Below are 24,182 nucleotides of genomic sequence, written 5' to 3' on the forward strand. Positions count from 1 at the left end.
CCACCTGACGGGAGTAAGCGCTCAAGCGCTCGCTCCCCGTCGACAACGCGAGCGTGGTCGGCGTGCCTGGTTCAGTAACCTGGCGGAGGCGCCGTATCGTAGGCCGGCGGCGGAGGCGTCGCTTCGTCGTGCGTCCGGTACGCATCGGCGGCGCTGCGCGGCACAGGCACCCGGTGGCCATTGCCATACATGCACTGAACGTACGCCTGGTCGTAGCGGTGTTGAAGGCTGGCGGCCGAGCTTTGCGCCATGCCGGCGCCGATCATGCTGCCGCCGAGCAGACCTGCGCCTGCGCCGACCGCTGCGCCGCGGCGGCCGTTGAACGCCGCACCGGCCGCCGCGCCGAGCGCGGTACCGACGGCCATACCGCCCAGGGCGCCCGTCGCTGTGGCCTGTTGGGTGCTCACGCCGCCGGTCTGCTGGGAAGCAAATTGCTGGCATGTCGCGTCGTCGGCGCGGAATTGATCGAAGGACTTGCCGGTGCCGGGCAGGGCCATCACTGTGGGACCCATCGGCATGCTTGCACAGCCGTCGAGCGCGATGATGCAGCTCAGGCTGACCGCGGCGGTGACTAGCGCGGATACGCCCCGTTTCGTTCGCATTGCCAGAGAAAGAGAATTCATTTTGCTCATGTCATTTCGGCCCGGTTGGCCTCACCGGCACTTCCACCCAGCCGCTCGAACACCCCTTCACGTACGGGTAATACTTTTTTGTCACCGGGCAATACCACCAGGTACCCGACGGCGGACTCGTCTGCGTTTTTTCGACGTAGACGGTGGTCGGGGTTGGCTGGACCGACTGGACGACGAGTGGGGCGGGCGCAGCGTAGACGACGGCGGGGGGCGCCATGATTATGGGGGGCGGGATGCCCACAAGGACACCGACTCTCACATGCGCTTGCGCGGTGCTATTCAGGCATACGGCCGTAGTCGCGATCAGCGCAAGCAAAACTATCCTGGATCTCACAAACTTTCTCCTATTCGATGAAGCGGGCCTGCCGCGACCCGGCGCAAAACGGTAAGGCCATGGCGCAAAAAACCGAACGGGTTCAACCGGGCGAATTCCGCTGCGCGACAAAAAAGGGATCTCGTTGGTGCTGGTTGAAGTGAATCCCGCGTGGCCGAACCTGGTGATTCCGGGGCCGGCCGACCCCGAATGCAGATTCCCGAGATCTACGCCTTGCGCTGAACCTCGCGTCCGGAGGGGGTACGCCGACGTCGCCATGGAAAGCCAGACAAGGCTGCGGCTTGCCCCGCCGTGATGTCCAATCAACTTTCGTTGTAGATAGAACGATACGAGGCCAACTGAGCCATTGCCGGTACCCCCGAAACTGCGGAGCCCAATTTCACGCCACCGTGCCCACTGAACGCCTGCTGTTGAGCCGCCACGCTCGCCAGAGCCGCGTGGATGTTCGCCGGATAGTGTGCGTCACCGTTGGGATGGTCAGAGCCCGCTAGCTGCAGTCGGATGACTTCTTCGTGCACTAGCTCACGCGTCAGAGGACCGTTGCCCTGAGCAGAGGTGCCCGTGGGGAGAGCGATGACTGACACGACAGTGAGAACGGGCATGAACGCTTTAGCCATGATGAAGCTTCCAGTCTCGGGCGCCAGGAACAACAGGCGCCGGGTTAGCGAAACAACGACCAGGCAAGGTCCTTGAAGCCCGTGTGCCCGTTCCGTTGAGGTCCGTCATCTTCTTATCGTTTAATTAGAAATAGCTCTCTTCAATACATTGTTTCCGTGCTTGCAACGTCGAGAGGCATCTATCCGCGCGCAGCGGTCGCGAAACGACAGGGCAGGTCAACGATTCGCGAGCCACCCAACCTCCATGTTCATGAAATGGCAACTCACAATTGCGCGCGTCGAATAACGACGCGCTGTCGTTATACTGCAACCCACATCTGACACAGCATGTGCTCGGTTTTGCGGTGGATACCGGCTCCGTTATTTACACTGATGCACTGATTGGTATAGGTCCGGCAGCAATCGACACTCACGCTCCCGGTCGCGCCACCGATGCCGTCGGCGCAAAAGCAGCCGCTATTCTTCCTTTAACCCATAGGAGTCTTTAATGCAAAAGTGGTTTGCCGCGCTGCTGATTTCATTCGCAGCGAGTTCGCATGCAGCCGGCGATTCCTCGATGAACGCAACGGTTGAAAACGTCGCAGGTACGAATCAGGTCGGCGGCTTCGTCGTGCTACGGTCAGCGGACAGCAAGTGCCGTTATTACGGTGTACTGCAGCAGACCGCTCGTGCGCCGCGTGGCATGGCAGAGCGCATCGCTGCACTGACCCAGGACGGAAAAGTCTATGACTGGATGACAGTTATCAGTTACTCGGAATGCCTGCAAGCGAACGGAACCTATACCAAGGAACGCGTTTCGCTGGATTCGCCCGGCGGAAAGCGGTTCCGCGTGGGCGATAGCGTAGAGCTGCGATCACCGGTGTAACGAGGGCCAGCAAGCCACCGATAACGGCTTTTACCAGTCCCACGACCGCGAGAAATCACTTCGACGACTATCTATTCTCGCTGATTGCAGACAGGACACGGAGCTCTACCGGACCGGAATTGCGATCGGTGGGTTCCTGGTTCGAGATGATATCGCTCATACTTCGGACTACGACGGTTCGAGAGATCGACAGCGGTATTTCTGCAGCACGTAGTCGCTTCAGGATTGCAAATAGCAGATCGCTTCTGGTATCCCCGGCGATTCTCGGGCTACCGACATAGCCGGTAACAGTCAATGTCATACCGTCAGGCGTCAACTGGCTAAAGATCACCGATGGCGCGGGACGATCGAGAACCGATGGGTGATCCAGGTAAGCTTGCAGAAGAACATCGCGCACCTGCTCCGGATCGACGTCCAGCGCAAAGGTAAGGGCCAGTGTGACAACCCCCTGCGTTTTGTTTCCCATTGTCACGTTGCGCACATTCTGAGAAATCAGGTGCGAATTCGGCACGATCACCGTTGATCTGTCTGCGAGCTGTATTTCGGTCGCACGTACACTGATGCGCCGGATATCGCCTTCGATGCCGGTGATACTGATCATGTCGCCTACTTTGACCGGCCGTTCAGCAAGCAATATCAGCCCGGAAATGAAGTTTTTAACGATTTCCTGCAGACCAAAGCCGATGCCTACCGACAATGCGCTGACGATCCACGCCAGGTTATGCCATTTCACGCCGAGTACGGACAAGGTTTGCAGCGCGACGAGGACATAGCAGACGTTGGCGAAGACCGTCACCAGCGACGCGCGCATACCCGAACTCATTTGCGTCTTGGGCAGAAACTCGGCGTCCAGCCATTTGCGCATGAGCCCAACCAGATACAGGCACACTGCACAGGTAAAGATAGCGCTGAAGATATGGGCGGGAACGATATTGAGCGCATGTAATCGCTCGCCACCGAGTACGTCGAGAATGCTATCGACCAGATCTCGGGGCGTTGTCCCGAGGCCGCCCGTTAGCAGTGCGATGACTGCGGCGAGCATCAATGCGCTGCGAAGAATGGCGGAGAGTACCGTTGCCACCTGTTCGAGATGAACATCTTGCAGCCCGAATAGATGCCTGATTGTTTTGCCGCTGGCGTGGCATGGCGAAAATACGGTTTCGCAAACGTCATGAGCGAGCTTCGTCAGCAGATAAACGCTGCTCAGTACGAGATCGAACCAGACCAGTTCGTAAGTCAGGAACCGCGCGAACGAAACATAACCACAGAGCAATGCAATCAGAGAAGCTCCGACGGCAAGGCTGACGGCGGCATGAATAATGCCAGCGAGGGTAGAACGCGCCTCAGGCGATTCTCCGGCAGCGGCGATCGCAGTGAGTACCCGGTTTGCGCGTAAAAGCGATATCCCGATGGTCAGAGCGACCACCAACGCCACCACGCCGCGAGTAAAGAGCGTAAGTTGCACGCTGGTATCGACGGCCCGGTTGATCTGCTCGATGGCTCCTGAAAACAGCAGCAGTGCGGCCAGTATCCGTGGGAAAGGGCGTAGCGCGCGAGCGACGGGATCCGCGATGGCCGGCAACCGCCATGACGGATGTCGTGTGCAAAGCAATGCCCGGCCGAGAGCAGCGACCAGCGCGCAGGTCACAACATGTTTGATGATTTCGCTGGCGAAGCCTTGCAGCGCAGGAGGCAGCGCCTGCTGACGGGTCAACGCGAAGTAGAGCAGATCAACGGCACATATGGTGGTCACCAAAGACGCGAACACGGTCGAGATCGCCATCGCGCTGCGCCGTATCCGGCCTTCCGGAAGGCGGCGTAGGCAGAACCGTTCTGATGCTCTGTCAAGAAGCCGCGTTCCAATCGTTGCAACGGCCAGGGCGAGCAGCACAAGCAGGGCGGTTGCAACCCGCTGCCCCGGTTGCCATGTCGTTTGAATCTGCCTGTCGATCTGCGCCTTGAAGTCTCGCAGACGTTGATAGTCAGCCGTGTCCGGGTGGAGCGCCGACGCCCAGAACGCGGCGCTGACTATGCTGTCGGAACGAAGGGCCAGTTGATCTTTCAGATGGTTTTGCAGCAGTCGCGTGATCTGGGCGCTCAGGTTGGCAAGGTTCTCCTTGATCGTTGCCGCCTGCTTGAGTTCGGCATCGAGTTGCAATTGCTGAGCGGCGAGAACGCTGCGCTGTTCGGCGACCGCGGGAGTTTCCGCGGCGGATTCGGAAGCGGGTGCTGTTCCGAGTACGTCGAGCTGGGCATGCGTTTTCGCGCGATCGGGCTCCAGCGACGTGGTTATCAGCCTGTCGACGTCTTCGGCAACGCGCCGGCTCAATGCGTCCAGCCCGGACAGCTGCGCGTCGCTTGTTGCCGTCGAAGCACGCTGCCGGATCTGGTCCTGTTTTTCCTGAAGCGCACCGAGCCTTTGTAATGCCTCGGAGCCCGCGCCCATGGATGGCGAAGAATCAGCAGGAGCATCTATGCTAAGGGGCGGCAGTGTCGCTGCGTTGGAGGCAACCGGAATCAGGCCGAACATCGTCAGCGCGATAAGGTGAAAAATGACTGCAACTATTTGTCGCGCGGCGCAAGCGCGGCGAAGAGTATGCATTTGAGAGATCTGGCTCATGCACGCGATACCTATGTAAGCGGTGTTGCATTCGGTCGCGGCCGGGCGTGAAATGAGGGAGCCGCACTGCGATAGGAGAGCAAGCTTAATGAATCATACATGATTATAATATCATATATGATAGGAAAGGCAAATATGAAAGGTGGGTGCACGGTCAGCGCCTGGCCCGCTGATGTGCGATGGGGGCCGCTTGAGCACCGGCGTGCGCTATCCAGTTTGGGCGAGAAACGTTCGGTATAGCGGGACGTTGAAAGATGGAAGCTGATCTTGGATGCTTTTTACAAGGCTTCCCGCGATATCGGGCTCCCGACTAATTGGCATCTATCAAACCATCGTTTCCTGGACTCACCGGTAGGCGCGCAGGCAACGCGGTAATGGAGGAGCATCGACATGGAACAGAGCAACGCATTGCCGGATTCGATCCGAGCAGCGATTGAGGCGCACGGCGGTGCAGCGCGATGGGCCGAACTGGCGGAGATCGAGGCGACGGTTTCCGCCTGCGGCCTTCTGTTCACCGCAAAGCGACGGCCGATACTGCGACAGGTGCAGGTTCGCGCGTCGACACACGAGCCTCGTTTCGCTTTCCACGATTTTCCGCAGGTTGGCGAAACGAGTGAACTTCAAGGAGAAGAACTTGTTCGCGTCGTCGGGCGAGACGGGGCTATCCTGGCTCGCCGCGACGGACCGCGAACAGCATTTCGTGGCTGGCGACGGCAAATCTACTGGGACGACCTCGACTTTGTCTATTTCGGCGCCTACGCGTTCTGGAACTATCTGACAGCACCTTTCTTATTCTTGCGCGGCGGCTTTACGTTCAAAGAACTTCCGCCACTGGCGACTTCGGCCGGGATATGGCCAAGAATCCGGGCGACCTTTCCCAGCGACATTCCAACGCACAGCCGGGTCCAGGATTTCTATTTCGATAGGCAACATCGCCTTTGCAGGATCGATTACACCGCCATGGTTATCGGACGCTGGGCGCGGGCCGCTCACATCTGCGAGGACTTTCGCGAATTCGATGGATTCCTGGTACCGACTCGCAGGACGGTAAAGCCGCTGCCGGTTGGCAATGCTCCATTGCCAGCTCCGACTCTCGTCGCGATCGAGGTCCACGATTTTCGACCAAGGCCTTCCGATTGACGCCAGTTCAATCGGCCGCTGCGACTGACGAAGCAAGGCGGCCGCGGTCAGTTGTTCGAGGTTGTGAAGGCACTTGCATGCTGACTTCGACTCGACATCGAGGTTGCCCTCGCCAGGCGCCCGGCGCGTCCGCCGTCGTGACGGGAATGACGGTTTTCGGAAACTCGCGATGGTAGCTTTGGGGCGGCGCCGCCTGAACGCGAAAGGGATCTGCCTCGTGGTACTTGACGTGTCTGGATTCCATGGCGGGTTCCCTCACTGACGGGGTGGCGGCACTCACGATGCCGTGGCCCGAACGCGCGGTGCGTGGGCCTTTTGGGGCTGCGACTCGAGCGCGGTTGTCGCGCCGAGCACTGACCGGATGGCGCGCAGCGCCTCTTCCTGCGCGGGTGTCGGCGGGATGCGCAGCACCCGCCGGTCGGCCAGCAGCTTGTCGAGCAAGGTCAGGAGCCGGTTTCGGTCTTCCGGGCTGGCGAGCAGATCGGGCAACGTCTGGATAGCCTGTTGCGGCTCAAAAGTCGCGATGAGTTCCTGCTCCCCGCGAATGCGCCGCCAATCGGCAGGAGGCAAATGCGGCAGGTCGTCGGCATATTCATCGACCAGTTGCTTGACTGTCTCGATGCGCGATAGCGGCAGCGGCTCGCCCTTTGGCGCGAGCAGGAACGCGGTGCGCGCGACCGCCTCGTTGTAGCCGCCCTGCCTCAGCGAGGCGAGCGCCGCCTGGACGAACGGCAGGCTGCGAGGATCGGCGGCGGCGGACGTGCCGGCCCCATGCTCGCCGAGGCGGTCCGGGTCGTACATTGCGAAAAGATTCGCGTAGATGGAGAAGAACAGTGCTTCGATGCTGGCGTCTCTTACCGCCCGGAACTGGTCGAGCGAGGCGCTGATCAGTTCTGAGCCGCGCTGCTCCACCTTGCGCCAGGGTTCGAGGTCGCTCGAGGGCTGCCGGCTGGCTCTGACAGCATCGGCCATCGGACGCAGCGCGGCCACCCACGGATTCAGGTCCGAGAATGCCCAGCGCTGCAGACGCAACGGATGAAAATCGCGCAGCAACCGCGCGGTCATCTCGTTCGACGCATGCTGCACAAAGGGTTGAACGAACAGCTCGTAGGCTCGCTGGTTGAACTCCGACACCACCGCCACGGCCTTGAACGGCTTTTCGTCCTCGCGCCGCAACTCGTTGAAATGCTCGACGGCTTCTTCCAGCCGGTGTTCGGTGAGCGAGACCTCGTATTCCGTTTTGCCGTCTGCGCCCTTTCCCTCCTTGATCGACATGCCGTAGAGGCCCGGCGCGAGCGTCTCGATTGTCTCCAGCACGTTGAAGATTTGCGTGTATTCCTTCTTCGCTACCTTGCCGGAAACAAAGATGCCGAGATGGCCGACGTCCTCGTGCATCAGGGCGACGATGACCTGGCCGCGCGCCTTGATCTCCTCGGTGCTGCTGTATATGTCAGCGACCCAGTTGAACGCCTGTTGCGGCGGCGTGATGTTGTCGCCCATCGATGCGAAAAGGATGATGGGCGAGCGGATGGCACGCAGATCGAAGGATTTGCCCGACGGGCCCGACACTTCGCCGGACCACAGTTTGTTGCCGATGAAGAGGTTACGGGTGATCCACTCGATCTCCTCCCGGTTCATCAGGTAGTAGCTGCCCCACCACCGCTCGAACTCGATAAAGCGCGCCGGTTCCGTATCGATGTTGGCGAACACGTTGTAGTACTTGTCCCAGAACGTGTTGGCGGGGTTCAAATACTCGAAGTTGTTCACGAGATGCGCGCCGTCGAACTTGCCGTTGCCAAGATCGGCCGCCAGGGACGAGAGCCACGTGCCGCCCAGAATGCCTCCGGCATAACGCATTGGATTGGGCACCTCGCTCTCGCTCCACGCCCCGCTCCAGTAAGACATGGGCGCACCGTTGACCAGGATGGGACCGGTGTCTTCCGGCGACGAACTGGCAAGCATCATCGCGGCCCAGCCGCCCTGGCAATTTCCGACGATCGCGGGCTTTGGGCTGTCTGAATGCAGTTCGCGCACCTTCCGTACGAACTGCTGCTCGGCCGCGCACACGTCGAGCAGGGTCTGGCCGGGCTCTGGCTCCTGGGAGAACACGACGAAGTAGACGGGATGACCGGCGCGCAGGGCAACGCCGACCTGCGAATCGTCCTTGAAGCCCCCGATGCCGGGACCGTGCCCGGCGCGCGGATCGATGATCAGATACGGGCGCTTCTTCACGTCGACCACGACACCCTCCGGCGGCCGTATCGACAGCAGAGCGTAGTTGACGGGCCGCTCAAAGTGCCTCGCGTCGAGCACTGTGTCATAGTCGAAATGCAACGCCGGCTTGATCCCGGCCTTGTTGCGCTCGATGAACTCGTTGCCGCGTTGACGCAAGGCATCCCAGAACAGGACGGAGCGCTGCGCGAAATCGGCCGTATAGTGCCAGGCACCCCATGGTGTGAACTGCGCCAGGTTGGGAATGGTGAGCTCGGACGTGCCGTCGCCCCCCTTGATTGCGTCGCTCGTCCTCTGCCCGAACCGTTGCCGGGCCTCTTCCAGGCGATTGTGCAACAGGCGCAGGATTTTCAATGCGATCTCGTGATTGCGTGTCAGCTGGGTAACCTGGTCCATCTCATGAATCTCCTTAAGCGAAGCGACTGAACCCGGCACAACTGCTCATTCCGTTGCCTGGTTGCAGAGAAGCTTGCATCGTCGAGGAATTGGGCGTGCGCGAAGCGCTGGATGCGCGCCGCATCCGCCCGGTGCGCATCGCGCTGCAGAACCAGCGCGATGACCTGCTCGCGTTCGCCGGCGTGCTCGATGAGAAGCTCGCCGCGATCGCGCAGCGCGCCAACGTCTCGGATGAGCTCGTGCGCGCCGCGTGTGTGCTGCGTCGCAAGCCGCGGACTCACCCGCGTGCGCCACCTAACCAGCAGTGGAAGGTCCCATGCCCTGCTCGAAGAACTCCGCGGTATGGTCGATAAACGCCCTGACTTTCGCGGGCAACAGTGCGCGTCCGATGTATGCCAGGCGGACCTCGGCCAAAGTATCGGCGATCTCGAAGTCTTCCAGCAGACGAACGAGCCGTCCGGCCTTTATGTCCTGCTCAACAAGGGCGATTGGAAGCAGACCAATACCGAATCCTTCGAGTACGATGTCGCGATTGAATATGGGATTGTTCGACGCAATTTCGTAGCTGATCGGGACCGCGATGTTTTCCTGTTCCATTCGAAAGGTGACGCAGGGTTTGTGCATCGAAGGAGGGACCGTGACGAACACATGGTCGGCCAGCTCAGCCGGATGCCGGGGCCGAGGACGCCTGCCCAGATAAGCTTCCGTTGTGACAACGACCAGCGGCAACCGCTGCAGCAGCCGCGTCACAGCCAGATCCGTCGCCAGCATGAAAGGCAGGACGATACCCAGATCGTAACCGTCGGCCGTCAGGTCCACGGGCCGCTCGGTCAATGTGATATCCAGGGTGACGTTCGGATGCTTGCGTTTAAAGGACGCAATCAGCGGTGCGAGCCACGTCAATGCGGTGGTCGTATGTGCGACCAGTCGCAGCATGCCCGCCGGCACTCGACCGTGGCCCGCCGCACTGGCTTCCAGGCAATCGAGGTCATCCAGGATGCGACAACATCCATCGTAAAAACGCTCCGCGGCTTCCGTCAGCGAAAACTGTCGGGTCGAGCGATGGAAGAGTCGCGTGCCCAGGCGCTCTTCCAGCGATGCGATCGCCCGCGAAACGACCGATGGCGAGAGATCCATCATTTCCCCGGCACGTCTGAAGTGTTTGACTTCGACGATACTCCGGAACAGGCGCAAGCTTTCAATGTATTCCATGGTTCACGTCCCATCTGCTATCTGACGACTTGTGTAGATATCCTTTGGATATCAGTCCTGTTCGTGGACCTGTACCGCACCGCACGCTGTGGAACATAGTCCAATGCCGTGCAACCGCGACCAGGGGTACTGTCCGGTCACGCCTCGCGCGCGTGGATGCGCCTGGTTCACCGCCGCACGTGAAAGCGCTGAGCATTCTGCCGTAGAGACACCAGAGAACCGAATCACATCAGATCGGCTGTTCTATCAGGCTAACGCTTCTCGCACAGATCATTGCGTGAGCATTAGCCGGTGTGGGCCCAGTGAGGCGCGGCCTGTAGATGGCATCTCCGACTTCGATTAGCCGACCGGTCAGCGCACAGATGCCTGGCACCCGCGCGGCGCCTCCGCACCATGTCTGGTATCCATAGTGTCCGGAGCGCGCATCGCACCATGAAACGATCAGTGTTTGCGCGGTCGGTTGGTCGAGTACCCGTATGATTGGCTTACCGGTCGAAGCGATCGACTGTCGAACAGAGGAACCGTTCAAGGCAGATCCGTGCGCAGTGGCTCGTTCGTTAAGTCTCCAATCGCCAAGCCTTCTGACGGTCATACTCCACGGATCAACAACGCGATTCATCACCTGGCTCCCTCTGTGCAAGCTCGAACGCTTGCGCTTCGCGTGAGCGCTGCCCACCATAGCTGCTCTCTTCCGTCGATAATTACCGGTCCGATTGCGTCGGCAAAGAGCTTTTTGATGTCTTTGCCCCTGCGAACATAGTCACGTTTTCATGAACGGCGCCTACCCGAAAAACACCGTGGTTCCGGCAAGTCCCCTGGGTCGGGGAGATCGTTCTTCGAGGCTTTACCGGTATGCTGCTGCCGGGCCCAAAGCCCTATGCGTGCGCTGCCCCCGTGCCGCCATGTGCGTTGTCGCAGGTAGCAGCCGGGACGCTGCGGGCCGTCTCGACCAGGACTGCATATCGGCAGCAACGCGTGCAAAATCGCTCGCCGCCGGGGACCCAGGAAATGCATCGACGACGCAGCGCGAAAGCTCTGCCGCTTGCGCGATACACGGATCGATCGAGATGCAGCCTGCCTTGAGAACCGAGACAGCCAGATAATCGCGGGCGATGGCTCCGAGACTTTCCAGCAGCGCGTGGGTGTCCGCTTCACCATCGAACAGATTCACAATGATGCGGAATTCCTCGATGCCCTGTGCGAGACGCAGGCGCTTCATGCAAACGTAAGTGTCTGCTACTGCAGCGGCCGACAGGTGCATGACGACGATGACGTGGTGGGCTTGCAACGCAAGTGGTGAAAACGCGCCGTTGCCAGCAAGCGCGGCATCAATCAGCACGAAGTTCGGCGGGCTCGTGAGCACCGCGTCGTACTGCAGGCCAGCGAAGTTTTCGTGATCCGTATGGCCGGTGCCAGTCGAGTGGAACTGACGTCGACCACGGTCAACGGCCAGCACGCGCGGCAAGTTGCGATGTACCGCGGGAGCGAACACGCCTGCGGCGTGAATATCTTGAAGCATTGTGCTCGCCGACCGCGCGCCAGGACATTCGTCCACCACCAGCACGTCCATACCCTGTCTGGTCAGCGCCATCGCCAGGTTGACAACGGCAGCCGTACGGCCGACTCCTTTCGAGCCGCCTGTGACAGCGACCACACGCGTAGCACTTTTGGCGAACATCTGGCGCAACCCGAGCGCCTGTCCGGAGACTATATCCTTCACTGATTCACCCACGTATCGAGACCTCCGCGCCCATCACGAGTAGCGTTGACGACCCGCGCGCCGTCAGTCATAACGACTTTCGGATCGCACGTTTCATCGACGCGTGGATTGTACGCCTTCTCGTCACTACTGACAATGCAATCATATATGGTTTGCATGTCAGATATGAGTGACAGATGCAAAAAGCGCGAACGGCGGGTTGGCCCCGAACTCATCCGGTTCTTTCTTGCACGTCGGGAATTGAAATGCTGCGCGCTGGTCGTCTCGATCAACAGCCGAAGGCGCGTGGCGTGCGGCCAATGTGCTGTTGTGGCGAGCGGGGGTGGAGTGGCACCTGTCGATGCCTCCGACTGATGCCCGCGGTAACTTATCGAGCGGTTGCGTCGCCTTGGCGACAGCTCGGCGCCGCCATGCCGCGTTCACCCGGAAGGGGCTGCCGCGGGAATTGGGCTGTGCCAGTCCATTCAGTCATATGAGTCGCTATGGTGCGCCCATGGGTACGTCCGGGCGATGACTGTCGTAGACTGTTTCTTCCGGCTGTCGCGACAACACGCACGAAAAAAATCCGGCAAGCACTGTCTGAAGCACCTTGTCGCTCACCGTTTGCGGACTGCACATCCTGAAGAACTGCACGCCCTCGCACAGGCTCACCAGGCCAACCGCGAGAGCCTCGGCCTGCAGGGGCAACGGCCTGCCGTTGCGCTCCGAAAGCATGCAGATGTGCGCGCTGATCTGTTCCAGCTTCTCCTGCCGGAAGGCGTTAATGCGCTCCCGAAACGGAGTGTCCCGGCACGCGAGCAACTGGGCCTCGACCCAAAGTGGAAAGCAATCGTGTTCAACAAAAGATTGGCTGTAGTACGCGATGGCGCGGTCCTTCATTTCATCGGGCGTGCCGCCCTTCTCCACCATCGCCAGGAGATTCGTCCGCGCCCTATCGTCATCGCGGCGCAACAACCTGATCAGCAGATCCGGCTTGCCGCCGAAGTTTGAGTAGAACGCGCCGCGCGTATAGCCAGCCGCCTCAGCGATGTCCTCCACGCTTGTCGCGGCGAATCCCTTTTTAACGAACATCTTCCGCGCAGCCTCGAGCAGGCATTCGCGCGTCTGCTCTCTGCGCTGTGCCCGTGTCAGGCGTTCCCGCTTCATGGCATAAAGTACCGGTCAGGCCGACATCTGCGGTGCCGCCAGATCGGCATGCTTGTCAGATGACGGGTTTCGCAATGATCCGTCGACGCCCGATCAGGCCGTCTCGCGGTTTATTTGACATTAGACTCATATATGATTTTGTTGTCAATAAAGTCAACGAAATCTGGCACACGTGAGAGGAAAACGGAACCGTCATACCGAAGCGTGAGCGGTCCGCCTGTCTCATGCAAGCAGCTTCGTTGCGGTGCCCATGATCACGCGACTTCCATACCGTTTATCGACTGTGCGAGGCTGAGCTCCCCAAGGTAAACGCTTTCGCCCAATTCGCATTTGCGCCAGGCGCTGCCGAGGGCATGACGGATTTCGACTCTGTAAAGACCGCTTCCCTTGGTGAGACCACCGAAGCGGAAATCGCCGAAGCAGTCAGAGACAGTCTCCGCCACCTTCTGATTGCCGAGGTAAAGGGCTACGACCGCATCCGTGACGCACTCGACCACATCTCCCATCCGCGCGCTGACGCTTCCGCCGATGAAGCAGGTTTCCCAGCGCTCGAGGTCGCTGTACCACACGCGCGGTTTCGTGCCCAGGTTAGGCCGCAAGACCTTGAGCCCCTCGCGCTGGGCCTTCTCGGCCATCGCAGCGTCATCGAGCTTGACCGTCTCGAAGACGTCGGTGGGGCACGACTGCTGGCAACGCGGCTGGGGCCAGCCCTGGTCGAGTAGATGGGCATCGAAAATCCAGGTCTGCGGCAGTTGCAGCTCATCGTTCCAGACGATCGCCTTGTACGGGCAGGACTTCACGATGTCCTTGCGGCCTCGAGCCTTGTCCGGATCGATGATGACGACGCCGTCGGCGCGCTTGCGAATGGCGTCGCCGCCCACCCGCAAGCAAGGCGCTTCGTCGCAGTGGTTGCACATGACCGGCAGATACGTGGTTTCGACCATATGCGAGTCGCCCTGGACGCGGCGCAGGATCTGGATCGGGCTGTCGGCATTGGCGGCGGCGGGCGCGGCATAACCGGGGAAGTCGTTGCCGACATGCTCGTCCCGCGCGGCGATCACGCAGTTCTGGCAGTTCTCGCAACGCCCCACTTTGATAATCAGGTTCCACTTGCTCATTCGAAATTCCTCACGCGGCGCGACCGAGCATGAACGCTTCGGTGCCTTGCCACTTCTCGACCTGCACCAGGCAGGAATTTGGGCTCATGCTGCTCGTGCCGGCGGTTTGAGGCCGGTCAGGGGTGAGCATGTTCATGCAACCGCCAATCTCGACGCACTCGCCGTCTATTTCGACCAGCTGAAATTCGGCGCTCGCCTCATACGACTTGACCACTCCCGCGCTAACCAGCGGCGAGACGTCGGCTGCGCAAATCACCGCGCCGCGGTCGTTGTACACCTTGACGAGGTCGCGATGGGCAATGCCTCGAATAGCCGCGTCGGCCGGACCAAGCCTCAGCAGCCAGAAGCGGTGCCCGCCAATCAGCGCGCGATGGTCATCGATGCTGTTGACCGAGGAGTTCTTGCCATCACAATGGGTATGGAAGCTGTAACGGCTGTGAGTGGCGATCAACTGCAGCGGATAACGCTGGGCCAGGTCCGAACGCAGCCCCTCCCAGGACGGGATGTATCGGTTGAGCGGTGGTCGCTCGGGATTGTCCGCAGTGTGCCGCTTCAGCAACTCGGGCACGAACTCCAGCTTGCCGCTCGGCGTCTGCAGGCCCATGCCGAATTTTTCGGCGAACTGGGACGGCAGCGGATGGGGTTCCTGCAGGTCCTTGCGCCGGCCTTCCGCGAACCAGCGCATGTCCACCGGATGGCGCAACTCGGGCTTCTCGGGCGGCACGACGAAATAGCCCTTGCGGCAGAACTCGCGCCACGAAACGTGATCAGGCAGGTCCGACGAGTCGAAGACCCGCTTGACCCAGTCCAGCTCGCTGCATCCCTCGGTGAACACCCCGCCAAGGCCCAGCCGGGTCAGGATGGCAGTGAAGATGTCGTAGTCGGAACGGGACTCGCCCAAAGGCTCGATGCACTTGTGCTGCAGCGTCATCACGCGATGATTGACCGTGCTAAACCCATGATGGGCGTAGCCGCCTGAATTCGCCCATTCGCCGATGTCCCAGCGCTCCAGCGCGGTGCACGCCGGCAGGATGATGTCGGCGAACTGGGCCTCGCCCTCCATCCAGATCGACTGGTTGACCACGAACTCGATGCTCGGGTGCCGGTAGGCTTCAGCCCAGCGTCCGGAATTCGTCACCGTGCTGAAGGCGGACCCACCGTAGCGGTAGATCATGTGGATCGGCGAATATCCGGGCATGGGGTAGCTGAACGGCGCGAACTGGGCTTCCTGGGACATGCCGTCCCAAAGGTAGCCCGTCGCATGGCCGTTGATGATGGCGTCGGGCAGTTGCTGCCGCGGGACCATTTGCTTGACCGGATTCATGGACAGAATGTGCGGCATGCGCTGGTAATTGTTCACCGCATTGGCGGTCCACGCCAGGTCGCCGGATATGCCGCCGTCCGCGTAGCCGGGGAAATAGAAATGGAGGTCGTGGGGCACACCGGCTTCAAGGCAGCCGAAATTGACCCCCGGTTTGCCCCAGCCCTGCATCGCCATCATCATGATCATGCAGCGCGCCCATTGCGCTCCGGTCGCACCGCGGCCCGCGCCGCCGAATCCCGCGCCGGTCATCCCGACCGCGAGATGGACCTTCCTGTTCCCCCATCGGCGCGCAAGCGCACGGACGTCCTTGGCGGGCACGCCCGTTTCGCCCTCCTGCCACTCGGGCGTCTTGGGAACGCCGTCGGATTCGCCCAGAAGATAGGCCCTCCACTCGTCGAAACCGGTCGTGCGGGTGGCGATGTAATCCTCGTCGTACAGGCCCTCCACGGCCCACACGTACATGATGGCGGTGGCGAGAGCAGCATCGGTTTGCGGTCGGACCGGAATCCAGCGCCCGCCCAGCAACTGCGCGGTGGGGTTGCAGTGCGGGTCGATATGAACGAACTCAATGCCGAGTTCCTTGGCCCACAGGCGCCGCGGAGTCCCCTCGAATCCCGCATAGGCCCCGTTGGTACTTTCGGGGTCGCAGGACCAGAACACGATCATGTCGGCTTCCTTCAGGCAGTCCTCGACGCCACCATAGCCGGATGGCACGCCGACGCGCATCGAGTTGCCGAAATGATGCATGGCACCCCAGTACCAGCCTTCCCAGCTATCCGGATTGGCCGCAACCCGGGTAAAGCCGATCAGGTTGGCAAAGCGCGTCAGCGCGCTGAGGTAGTAACCCACGTTGCCCCACTGGTGATGGGACGACATCGGGAAGGTGATGGAACCGGGACCGTGAACGCGCTTCTGCCGGTTGATTTCCCTGGCGACAATGTCCAGGGCCTCGTCCCAACTGATACGCACATAGCCGGATTTGCCCCGGTTCTGGGGATTGCGTTCGCCGTCAGGGTCGAAGTCGACCCGCTTCATGGGATGAAGGATGCGCTTGTCGGAATAGACCAGCGACTTGAGCGTCAACGCGTGGGGCGCGACCAGGCCACGCCGTGGCGGGCTGAAACGGCGGCCGCGCGCCTCGATCACATAACTTGGCGCATCCGTGCTGTCCAGCTCGATGGGCGTCACCCGAACGACGCGGCCATCCTTGACGTAGACGAACAGAGGCCCGCCGTTGGTGCAGGTGGTGTAGCGGCGGGTGCCGTCGCGCAAAGGCGTGCCCATCGGCAGGCCGACGGTCCGCATCATGCTCAGGGTCTGCATGAGCCAAACCAGCAGTTCGTCCTCGCCCTCGGTGACCACCTTGAAGTTCTTGGCAGCGTGGATGATTTCGCCCTGGTCCTGATTGGGAGAAAGGAACTTCAGGGCGGTGGCGACGTCCTTGAAGACCATGCTCACGTCGGGCCGCGGATGTCTGCCGGCGCTAGAACGGACGCGTCCGTTCCTGAACTTGATGACGCGACCGATGCTTTGATCCGCGAGTCCGATCCAGGCCACGAGATCGCGCTCCTTCAGGCGATCACGATAAGCGGGAAAGCGGCGTGCCGTCAGGTCAAGAACCTTGGGCAAAGCAAAAAGAATAGTCTTGAGGACCTGTCGTTTCATTATTCGATCCAAAGGGAAGCGGGGTGCGCTAGCGGTGGCATGACGTCGCGGACCGCAGCCAGGCCCGGGGCGCGAAAAATAACGTAGTCGATGTCTTCGATGGGCATTCAAATCTCTCGATCGGTGCATTAACAAGTCGTACGCGCTAGAACGTGTAGGCGACGTTCAGGAAGACGCTCAGGGGATCGAGCCGGAGCGTCGATTTGGAAACGATCTGCGTTCCAGTCGCGGTGTGTCCGTCTAACGTAAGGTTGGTCTTCACCGGCATATAGTTCACAGAGGTTCCGACAGACCAGTGTTTTGTAATGGCGTAACTTGCCCCGATCTCGAATACCGGACTCCACGATGAACTGAGTGTTGCGTGTGCCGAACCACCTGGACCAACGCTATCAGTGACAAACTGGCTATTGGTTGTCCGAACCTGGGTGAACCACGTATAGTTCACACCCAAACCGATGAATGGACGGAATTTCGAGCCGGCCGAAAACAGGTGGTATCGAAGTTCGATGGCGGGCGGCATTGGCCTCGTCGAGCCGAGGTTGCCATACTTCTCCAGCGTCCCATCGCCAACCAGATTTACTGTCAATGGCAGTCCCAGAAGCATCGCGACGCCAATGTTGTCCGTGACGTAGTACTCGGTGGTAATTCCCACCGTATTCGTTGACGTCGCATGCGCCCCACTACCGGCTAGCTGGCGATTCACCGTTTCGCCGCCAATACTCTCCACGGTGAGTGGCGTTGCGTCGCCCTGTGGCGCGATGTGAAGCCATCCTGTGGACAGCGTAATGCTTCCCGCCGACTGGGCGTTTGCATTGTCGGTCAGCGCAGCCGAGCAGAGGCAAGCCGCCATACCGGCAGAGCTGATCATTTGTCTGTAATTCCTCACGTGTCTTCTCCTGTCTCGTTGCCCGGGCATTTTTGTGAACCCGTGGTGCTTCCTGTGGAACCGATGCGGCGCTCCGTCTGGGGTCGTTGCGTCGTTCCTCATAGGCTTCGACCGCTTATCAGGTCCGCCGGTTATGTCTGATTAGGTAGTTTTACTAAATGACATGAAACAGGCACGAATGTTTAGAACACCGCTACTGCCTCGTACACGTTATGTGGAAATACGCTTTCGCGTTATCCTTACCACGCAGTCGCCGATATTGGCCCGAGCCATTTTTCAACAAGCGAACGCAAGGACCTTTCTGAAGCAGTATTCATCCTCTTTCCTCTAAACCGACGCGAGCGTTTAACTCTCTATCGCCGCTGGTACATCAACATTGCTCGCTCCGCGATGGCCTCGCGGCAACCGAAAGCGAAAATGCGAACGGAAAGCGCCCGAGCGCGGAAGTCGCCACTGCTTCGAGCGCGGGGTCGGGAAGTTCGACGTGAAGCGAAAGCCCGCGCGAAGTATCTTCAATGATCCTAACGGTTGCTCCCTCGACGCCAGCCTCCACGAGTGCCGACTGTAACGCGTCTACCGTTTCGCGCTGTTTCAGCCCCGGCTTGAAAATCTTGCCCACGCCTGTCAACGGCATCGCATCCAGGATTCTGATCCGTTTAGGCAGTGCCGCGCGCTCGCCTATCTCGAGTCGCACGAACTCGGCGAGTTCGTCCTCAGTCGCGGTTGCACCCGGTTTGAGCTGGACATAGGCAATCGGCAACTCCCCGGCGTGTGCATCGGGACGACCGACCGCCGCCGCGATCTTGACGGCGGGATGGCGATAGAGCGGTTCCTCGATCGCTGCCGGATCGATGTTGTGACCGCCACGAATGATCACTTCCTTTTTGCGACCAGTAAGCCAGAAATAACCATCGACATCGCATCGACCGAGGTCGCCGGTATTGAGCCAGCACCTGCCATCGCCGAGGTCCAGCCAGAGCCCCTTGTTCTGCTCGGGCACGATATACCCGAGGAAAATGTTCGGGCCGGAAATAGTCAGCAGGCCGACCTCATCGATCTCGCAATCCCGTACATATCGCCCGTCAGCGTCGACGATGACGGCTTTCATCGCCTGGCCCGGAATGCGGAGCCCGATTGAGCCCAGCCTGCGCTCCCCCAGCGGCGGGTTGGCGCTGCTCACGCAGGTCCCCTCGGTCAGGCCATAGCCCTCGAGAATCCGGATGCGCGTCCTTTCCTGAAAAGTCCGGAAAACTTCGACCGGCATGGGAGCCGCACCGCACAGTCCGTACTCCAGCGAACTCACATCGTGCTCGCCGACTGGAATATCGAGTAACGCCGCATAAAGCGTCGGGACACCGCTGAAGAAATTGATGCGGTGATGCTCGACGATTTCCCAGAAACGTTTGACAACGCCATCGCCGCGATAGCCTTGTGGCGTGCCGAGCACGACCTGGGCGCCTTTGGAAAAAGGCAGGAGACCCGTTGCCATGACGGCATTCACGTGGAAGAGTGGCAGTCCGCAGAAAAGCGTCTTGCCTGGCCCGACGCTGTCGCCGAAGAATTGACCCGTGCTCCAGGCATTCGCCACCTCATTGCCGTGGCGGCGCATCGCAATTTTCGGCAGGCCGGTCGTCCCGCCCGTACAGAAGTACGACGACACGTCGTCGGCGCCAAAGTGCCGCGCGCCTTGAAGTACCGTTCCCGACTCCTGCGCGATGGCAACGCCGAAGTCGTGGATCTCGATATGCGCAGGAACCGCGCCTCGCACGCCGCCCTCGCCGTGCAGCCTTGAGCACTCGTTACGCTGCAGCATCCGCGTCGCGGACTGTTTTGAACCCGTCACACGTTCGGCCGGATTCACGAGCACCAGATCCTTCAGCGAAGAAACCTTGTGCAGCACCGCTTGTACCTTTTGCCAAAGATCAGTTCCGGGAAACGGCGCCAGCGTTACCAGCACGCTGGCGCCTGCAGCGTTGAGGAGTTGGCCGATGGCTTCCTGCTCAAGCAATGGATTGATCGCGCAGACAATTCCGGCGGCCTCCCCACCCCAGATCACGAAGTGCGTTTCAGGGAGGTTGGGCAGAACATATGCGACGACTGAGTCGCGTTGTACTCCGAGGCGCGAGAACATGTTCGCGGTGCGCGTGATATCTCGGACGAGTTCACTATATGTCCAGCACTCGGCGTTCCGATAGTCGTCGGCCGTTGCAAAGAACGAAAGTGCCGGTGCCGATGGATTAATCGCCGCGCCCCGGCAGATCATCTCGTAGGTGCTCGACGGGAGATCCGCCGGCAGCCCTTGCGTTTCGATGGCAAGGACTTCGTCTACGTTTGCGATGCCTTTCATGCTGCCTCTTCCACAACGACGTTATGCTGCACGCCCAGATTGATCGAGCGATCGTGGCTGACGATATGCGCCTCCACGACGTCCCCCACCTTCAGGTACTGCGGCCTGTCCGCCTGCATCTTCAGGAAAAGACGCCATTTTTCCGCTTCAGGCAGCTGCGCCGCGGCGCGTTGCTTTTCGGGCGATGGAATGCTCAGTGCACAGCCAGATGGCGTGCCCGTCGCGAGCAGGTCACCGATGCGCAGATCATGCACGCCGGAAAGCTCCGTCAAGGTCTCTGCCGGTCCATAGACGAGACCCGCAGTCGTGTCATTCTGGCGGACGGTTCCATTGACCGTCAGTGTCAGCACGAGCTCTTTCAACTTCGGAATATCATGTTTCTCAAGGAGGCAAAGGTAAGGGCCGACAGGGCCAAACGTGCGGTAGCTCTTGCCCTTGTAGAACTGCATCTGCGGAATCTGGATATCGCGCGCGGAGTAGTCGTTGACGATCACGGCGCCAGCAATGTACTCATGCAGGTTCTCGTCGGTGACCGTTTCGCGGGAGGTGACGTCGCGTTTGAGCACAAGACCGAGTTCGATCTCGTAGTCGAGGAACTGCACCTCCCTGGGCTTCACGAGGGGCGAGTCGGCAGGAACGATGCAGCTCGTCGCCTTCGTGAAGATCATGTTGAATTTCTTCACGTCCGGGTCCATGCCCGAGTCGATCATATGCTGGCGATAATTCGCGCCCTGGCAGATGAACTGCTGGTTGGCCGTCACGGGCGACAGCCATTGCACATCCGATTCGGGAATCGGAGAACCGTCCAGTACCGCCAGCCGTTCGACGGGATTGGCTTCAATAAACTCGGCCGTCGACTTGAATTCGCCATGAATCGGCGTGATGGCGCCATTGGCGACTACGCCCCACTGGGCGCGGCCATCATGAAGGTAATGCAGAACGTGAAGTGCCATTTATCGATCTCCGGATTCTGTGAAAGTGGGGGTGGTTCAGGCGAAAAGCTTCGCCAACGTGCGCAGCTTGCTCAACGTCAGGTCGGGGCTGCGGCGCAGGTTTCTGAAAAGTGCCACGACGCTCGCGGGTGTGAACCTGGGCTTCGTGAAGCTGCGTGGCATCGTCGGTCCCCATTGGGCCATCGCCTCGCGGCTCACCGCATGGACACCCGTCGGCGCGTCCGCCGTAAAGAGGTCGCCGTCGCAATAGTGCTCGTGCTTGTCGCCCCATGGGTCTTGCCAGTAATCGAAGATCTGGCTGCCCAGCTTATGCCGGCCGATCCCCCACGCGTGCGTCCAACCTTCGTCGCGCAGAATGCGTTGGCCCATGCCAACCGCGTCGGCGTCAACGAGTTCGTACGCGCTATGGCTGTAGGTGGGCACGAAGCCTTGTGCAAGCGCGAGCGTATGGTGATCGGCTGGCTTGTCGCCGAGATCGAGCCGCATGAACGCGACGGCGGGCGAACCATCGGGAAGCACCTGCACATCGCTGGGGATGAAGCCGAAATGCCGCGTATACCACGCGCAGGTTTCCTGATAGTCAACGAGTTCGAGCACGACGTGTCCGAGCCGGATAATTTCCGGCGCGCCTTCGGGCGGTCGCTGCGTGCCGTTGATCCGGACCGTCGCATCCACGGAGTTGAACGGCAAGGGTGGCCGATGAAACAACGTCGAAGCTGGCTGCTGGCCCCATATCGCGTCGACGCGAAAGCCTGAAGGATCGGTCAGCCGTACCGTATAGCCGCCGCCGGGCAGGGGCGAGCGTTCGACGTCCGAGGCGCCCGGCAGTTTTGCAAGTGCATCAAGCTCGGCCCTGTTGTCGACCTGTAGCCCAAAACCAACGAACCGGGATTTCGAGGCCTTCCGGACGAGATAGCAGAAGTGTGAAGCACCCGTTCCCCGCAGCAGCAGGAGCGCTTCACCGCGCGATACCGTTCGGAGCCCGAAGTCACTGAGAAATTGCTCGGCTTTCTCGAGATCTGGCCGGTCGAATATCAGATAGGCCAATGCCGACGCTTTCGTCGTAGGATCGGGGTGACGGGCTGGTTGTACAGTGGTCAGGTTCATGGCGATAAGAAATCACACGGTGTGAATGGGGTTTCGAGACGGCATGCGGCTTCGCGATCACTGCATGACCCAGCAGTGCTGACCGAGCAAGGAAAGACTCTCGCGCACGAGCCGCGATGCATCGGTCGCCGGGCCATCGTGAACGACGGTCTTGTCGGGCCGCACCACGGCGGCCCAACCAACCGGTACGAGACGCGGAAGGAACACACCGTCGAGGTCCTCCCAGCTGTCATGCCGAGCGAGATGCGGCCGCTCTCCACGGTGTGCGATCTGCACAGTACTTCCGCCGGCACGCGCGAAAGCTGCTGCCTCAGAAAAATCGAGCGAGGCTCGGGCATCTGTGCCAAATCCAATCAGCGCCAGGCCCTGCCCGAACACCTCGTCGCTCGGACGCGCCTTGCCATCCGAACCACGTACCCGCCCCTGTCCAATGACTGCGCCGCGCACAAGCTTCGTCGGCGAGCGGCCTTTGACAAACACACCTCTTCTAGTTGTTTTTTTCGGCTGGATCTGCGATTCCTCGGGCTGCGCACGGTGCTCCCGAATGCCCGCAAGCTGAAGGATGCGCAGCGCGTCGTTATCCAGCTCGATTGCCTGGCGCGCGATGGAAACCTCGGTTGACTTGTCGACAATCAATACATGCACGCCGTAGCGCGCCAGTAGATTGACAATCGTTGCACCGACGGGTCCGCAACCCACCAGTAAGACGTCAACCACCGACGGTAATGCGCCAATCGGCGGACGAACCTGTTCATGCCGGCTCGACGGCGCGGCGCCGTCCTTTGCTGCTGTCTCCACAGTCACTCCAGATGTTGTCTGTTGTACTTGTATGTAAGGCCGGCCTTCGGGTCGCCTTTAATGACATTAAAATCATTCGTGAGCGTTTTGTCAACCTAGACATTACGATCTATACTTGGGCATAACCAAGCTTGGATCCATCATGCCGAACACTACAAAGCGTCCTACCCGTGCGGCCCCAATCGCCCCGGTTGCCATTCCCGAACAACGCGAGCCGCGCGGTGCGCGTCGCAAGCGCGAGACGCGTGCCCGTCTGCTCGACGCCGCCCTCAGGCTGATGGCCGAAAAAGGCATGGAGGGCGTGGCGATCAATGAAATCACCGAAGCCGCTGATGTCGGCTTTGGCTCGTTCTACAACCACTTTGAATCGAAGGAGGCGATTTACGCGACGCTTGTCGACGAGGTGTTTGAGGATTTCGCTAACATGATGGATCGCCTCGCCGCTGGCCTTTCCGACCCGGCCGAGGTGATCGCTGTCTCCGTGCGTCATACGGTCCTGCGTGCGCAGCAAGACCCCGTGTGGGGACGTTTCCTGGTACGTGAAGGGTTTATTCCGACGCATGCGATGAGCCGCGGACTGGGCCAGCGGCTGCTGCGCGACATTGTGAATGGCATTGCCGCGAAGCGCTTTGTGGTCGCCGACCCGTTCATCGGATTTCTTGCGGTAGCCGGTACGGTCCTCTGTGCAATCGCCGCCGAGCTGAACTTCGTCGCACCGGGCGCGCCCGCGGCAAGCGTACTCAAGGAGCTTGGCTTTAGCGGGGAGCACTTCCCTGAGCGTACTGCAGCAATGCTGCTGCAGACACTCGGACTCAAGCGCGCGGAGGCGGAGAAGATTGCAGCGCGTCCGCTGCCGGTCGTGGAGGAGACTGTCGACGCCGATTGAATCAAGAGGTCCGGCGCCATCGGTCTGATCGGCCTGAAGTCAGCCGGGTGCGGCCCGGCGGAGAAGCCCGGTCGGGCCGCTAGCGATGAAACTCAATCACCTGCTAAAGCCTCGACGCTAGCAATCAGCTCGCGCTCCTTGCGCGAGCAGGAATCGTCGTTCCCGCTGCAGTTGCAAGCATCGG

At 60.5% G+C, this 24,182-nt stretch carries 19 protein-coding genes; 4 read left to right on the top strand and 15 right to left on the bottom strand.

Annotated elements, in window-relative coordinates:
• Window positions 1-71: 71 nt before the first annotated feature.
• Window positions 72-632, bottom strand: coding sequence for a YMGG-like glycine zipper-containing protein (locus OKW35_RS16290; protein ID WP_260321080.1), 561 nt, complete (start codon window positions 630-632; stop codon window positions 72-74).
• A gap of 636 nt (window positions 633-1,268) precedes the next feature.
• Window positions 1,269-1,583, bottom strand: coding sequence for a DUF4148 domain-containing protein (locus OKW35_RS16295; RefSeq protein WP_143037312.1), 315 nt, complete (start codon window positions 1,581-1,583; stop codon window positions 1,269-1,271).
• Window positions 1,584-2,070: 487 nt separating this feature from the next.
• Here OKW35_RS16295 and OKW35_RS16300 point away from each other — a divergent pair, with 487 nt between their 5' ends.
• The gene (locus OKW35_RS16300) at window positions 2,071-2,448 is read left to right on the top strand and encodes a hypothetical protein (protein WP_221309069.1); all 378 of its coding nucleotides are present in this window, start codon (window positions 2,071-2,073) and stop codon (window positions 2,446-2,448) included.
• Window positions 2,449-2,515: 67 nt separating this feature from the next.
• On the opposite strand, the gene OKW35_RS16305 is transcribed toward OKW35_RS16300, so the two are convergent.
• Entirely contained in the window at window positions 2,516-5,068 is a 2,553-nt protein-coding gene (locus tag OKW35_RS16305) for a DUF3772 domain-containing protein (protein WP_429552567.1), read from the bottom strand.
• Window positions 5,069-5,458: 390 nt separating this feature from the next.
• On the opposite strand from OKW35_RS16305, the gene OKW35_RS16310 reads away from it, so the two are divergent.
• Window positions 5,459-6,208, top strand: coding sequence for a hypothetical protein (locus tag OKW35_RS16310; RefSeq protein WP_429552568.1), 750 nt, complete (start codon window positions 5,459-5,461; stop codon window positions 6,206-6,208).
• 276 nt (window positions 6,209-6,484) lie between these two features.
• Here OKW35_RS16310 and OKW35_RS16315 read toward each other — a convergent pair whose 3' ends face one another.
• The gene (locus tag OKW35_RS16315; protein ID WP_429354767.1) at window positions 6,485-8,836 is read right to left on the bottom strand and encodes a DUF3141 domain-containing protein; all 2,352 of its coding nucleotides are present in this window, start codon (window positions 8,834-8,836) and stop codon (window positions 6,485-6,487) included.
• Between the two features lie 95 nt (window positions 8,837-8,931).
• Here OKW35_RS16315 and OKW35_RS16320 point away from each other — a divergent pair, with 95 nt between their 5' ends.
• Complete coding sequence (locus OKW35_RS16320) at window positions 8,932-9,189, top strand: hypothetical protein (RefSeq protein ID WP_429552569.1); 258 nt, start codon at window positions 8,932-8,934, stop codon at window positions 9,187-9,189.
• On the opposite strand, the gene OKW35_RS16325 is transcribed toward OKW35_RS16320, so the two are convergent.
• The 11 genes from OKW35_RS16325 to OKW35_RS16375 all read right to left on the bottom strand — a co-directional run bounded on the left by OKW35_RS16325 (window position 9,131) and on the right by OKW35_RS16375 (window position 23,112).
• Window positions 9,131-10,048 (bottom strand): LysR family transcriptional regulator, encoded by a 918-nt coding sequence (locus tag OKW35_RS16325; protein ID WP_187613643.1) that lies wholly within the window; start codon window positions 10,046-10,048, stop codon window positions 9,131-9,133. The genes OKW35_RS16320 and OKW35_RS16325 overlap by 59 nt on opposite strands.
• Before the next feature lie 229 nt (window positions 10,049-10,277).
• The gene (locus tag OKW35_RS16330) at window positions 10,278-10,727 is read right to left on the bottom strand and encodes a DUF3331 domain-containing protein (RefSeq protein ID WP_429552570.1); all 450 of its coding nucleotides are present in this window, start codon (window positions 10,725-10,727) and stop codon (window positions 10,278-10,280) included.
• A gap of 165 nt (window positions 10,728-10,892) precedes the next feature.
• Window positions 10,893-11,780 (bottom strand): MinD/ParA family protein, encoded by an 888-nt coding sequence (locus OKW35_RS16335; RefSeq protein WP_429552571.1) that lies wholly within the window; start codon window positions 11,778-11,780, stop codon window positions 10,893-10,895.
• Window positions 11,781-12,248: 468 nt separating this feature from the next.
• Complete coding sequence (locus OKW35_RS16340) at window positions 12,249-12,914, bottom strand: TetR/AcrR family transcriptional regulator (protein WP_429552572.1); 666 nt, start codon at window positions 12,912-12,914, stop codon at window positions 12,249-12,251.
• 254 nt (window positions 12,915-13,168) lie between these two features.
• Complete coding sequence (locus OKW35_RS16345) at window positions 13,169-14,032, bottom strand: 4Fe-4S dicluster domain-containing protein (protein WP_429354772.1); 864 nt, start codon at window positions 14,030-14,032, stop codon at window positions 13,169-13,171.
• 10 nt (window positions 14,033-14,042) lie between these two features.
• Window positions 14,043-17,021: a molybdopterin-dependent oxidoreductase gene (locus OKW35_RS16350; protein WP_429552573.1), complete on the bottom strand. Its 2,979-nt coding sequence runs from the start codon at window positions 17,019-17,021 to the stop codon at window positions 14,043-14,045.
• Window positions 17,022-17,166: 145 nt separating this feature from the next.
• On the bottom strand, window positions 17,167-17,889 hold the full coding sequence (locus OKW35_RS16355; RefSeq protein WP_429402178.1) for an OmpW/AlkL family protein: 723 nt from the start codon (window positions 17,887-17,889) through the stop codon (window positions 17,167-17,169).
• Window positions 17,890-18,277: 388 nt separating this feature from the next.
• Window positions 18,278-20,254 (bottom strand): acyl-CoA synthetase, encoded by a 1,977-nt coding sequence (locus OKW35_RS16360; protein WP_429552574.1) that lies wholly within the window; start codon window positions 20,252-20,254, stop codon window positions 18,278-18,280.
• On the bottom strand, window positions 20,251-21,207 hold the full coding sequence (locus OKW35_RS16365) for a fumarylacetoacetate hydrolase family protein (RefSeq protein ID WP_090811777.1): 957 nt from the start codon (window positions 21,205-21,207) through the stop codon (window positions 20,251-20,253). Before OKW35_RS16365 ends, OKW35_RS16360 begins: the two co-directional genes overlap by 4 nt.
• Window positions 21,208-21,243: 36 nt before the next feature.
• Window positions 21,244-22,314, bottom strand: a complete 1,071-nt coding sequence (locus OKW35_RS16370; RefSeq protein ID WP_429552575.1) for a VOC family protein — start codon at window positions 22,312-22,314, stop codon at window positions 21,244-21,246.
• Between the two features lie 57 nt (window positions 22,315-22,371).
• Window positions 22,372-23,112, bottom strand: a complete 741-nt coding sequence (locus tag OKW35_RS16375; protein WP_429402172.1) for an FAD-dependent monooxygenase — start codon at window positions 23,110-23,112, stop codon at window positions 22,372-22,374.
• A 142-nt stretch (window positions 23,113-23,254) separates the two neighbouring features.
• Between OKW35_RS16375 and OKW35_RS16380 the strand changes: the two genes are divergently transcribed.
• A complete protein-coding gene (locus OKW35_RS16380) occupies window positions 23,255-23,998 on the top strand; it encodes a TetR/AcrR family transcriptional regulator (protein ID WP_184059133.1) in 744 nt (247 codons plus the stop codon).
• Window positions 23,999-24,182: the final 184 nt, after the last annotated feature.

It is taken from the genome of Paraburkholderia sp. MM5477-R1, assembly GCF_050436385.1.
In the GTDB taxonomy this organism is placed as follows: domain Bacteria; phylum Pseudomonadota; class Gammaproteobacteria; order Burkholderiales; family Burkholderiaceae; genus Paraburkholderia; species Paraburkholderia tuberum.

What these genes read in the sequence shown, in the direction of transcription:
- OKW35_RS16355 (WP_429402178.1), bottom strand. Translation starts at nt 17,889, where the DNA reads ATGATCAGCTCTGCCGGTATGGCGGCTTGCCTCTGCTCGGCTGCGCTG.
- OKW35_RS16350 (WP_429552573.1), bottom strand. Translation starts at nt 17,021, where the DNA reads ATGAAACGACAGGTCCTCAAGACTATTCTTTTTGCTTTGCCCAAGGTT.
- OKW35_RS16330 (WP_429552570.1), bottom strand. Translation starts at nt 10,727, where the DNA reads ATGGTGGGCAGCGCTCACGCGAAGCGCAAGCGTTCGAGCTTGCACAGA.
- OKW35_RS16380 (WP_184059133.1), top strand. Translation starts at nt 23,255, where the DNA reads ATGCCGAACACTACAAAGCGTCCTACCCGTGCGGCCCCAATCGCCCCG.
- OKW35_RS16300 (WP_221309069.1), top strand. Translation starts at nt 2,071, where the DNA reads ATGCAAAAGTGGTTTGCCGCGCTGCTGATTTCATTCGCAGCGAGTTCG.
- OKW35_RS16325 (WP_187613643.1), bottom strand. Translation starts at nt 10,048, where the DNA reads ATGGAATACATTGAAAGCTTGCGCCTGTTCCGGAGTATCGTCGAAGTC.
- OKW35_RS16295 (WP_143037312.1), bottom strand. Translation starts at nt 1,583, where the DNA reads ATGGCTAAAGCGTTCATGCCCGTTCTCACTGTCGTGTCAGTCATCGCT.
- OKW35_RS16310 (WP_429552568.1), top strand. Translation starts at nt 5,459, where the DNA reads ATGGAACAGAGCAACGCATTGCCGGATTCGATCCGAGCAGCGATTGAG.
- OKW35_RS16370 (WP_429552575.1), bottom strand. Translation starts at nt 22,314, where the DNA reads ATGAACCTGACCACTGTACAACCAGCCCGTCACCCCGATCCTACGACG.
- OKW35_RS16340 (WP_429552572.1), bottom strand. Translation starts at nt 12,914, where the DNA reads ATGAAGCGGGAACGCCTGACACGGGCACAGCGCAGAGAGCAGACGCGC.
- OKW35_RS16315 (WP_429354767.1), bottom strand. Translation starts at nt 8,836, where the DNA reads ATGGACCAGGTTACCCAGCTGACACGCAATCACGAGATCGCATTGAAA.
- OKW35_RS16360 (WP_429552574.1), bottom strand. Translation starts at nt 20,254, where the DNA reads ATGAAAGGCATCGCAAACGTAGACGAAGTCCTTGCCATCGAAACGCAA.
- OKW35_RS16305 (WP_429552567.1), bottom strand. Translation starts at nt 5,068, where the DNA reads ATGAGCCAGATCTCTCAAATGCATACTCTTCGCCGCGCTTGCGCCGCG.
- OKW35_RS16345 (WP_429354772.1), bottom strand. Translation starts at nt 14,032, where the DNA reads ATGAGCAAGTGGAACCTGATTATCAAAGTGGGGCGTTGCGAGAACTGC.
- OKW35_RS16365 (WP_090811777.1), bottom strand. Translation starts at nt 21,207, where the DNA reads ATGGCACTTCACGTTCTGCATTACCTTCATGATGGCCGCGCCCAGTGG.
- OKW35_RS16290 (WP_260321080.1), bottom strand. Translation starts at nt 632, where the DNA reads ATGAGCAAAATGAATTCTCTTTCTCTGGCAATGCGAACGAAACGGGGC.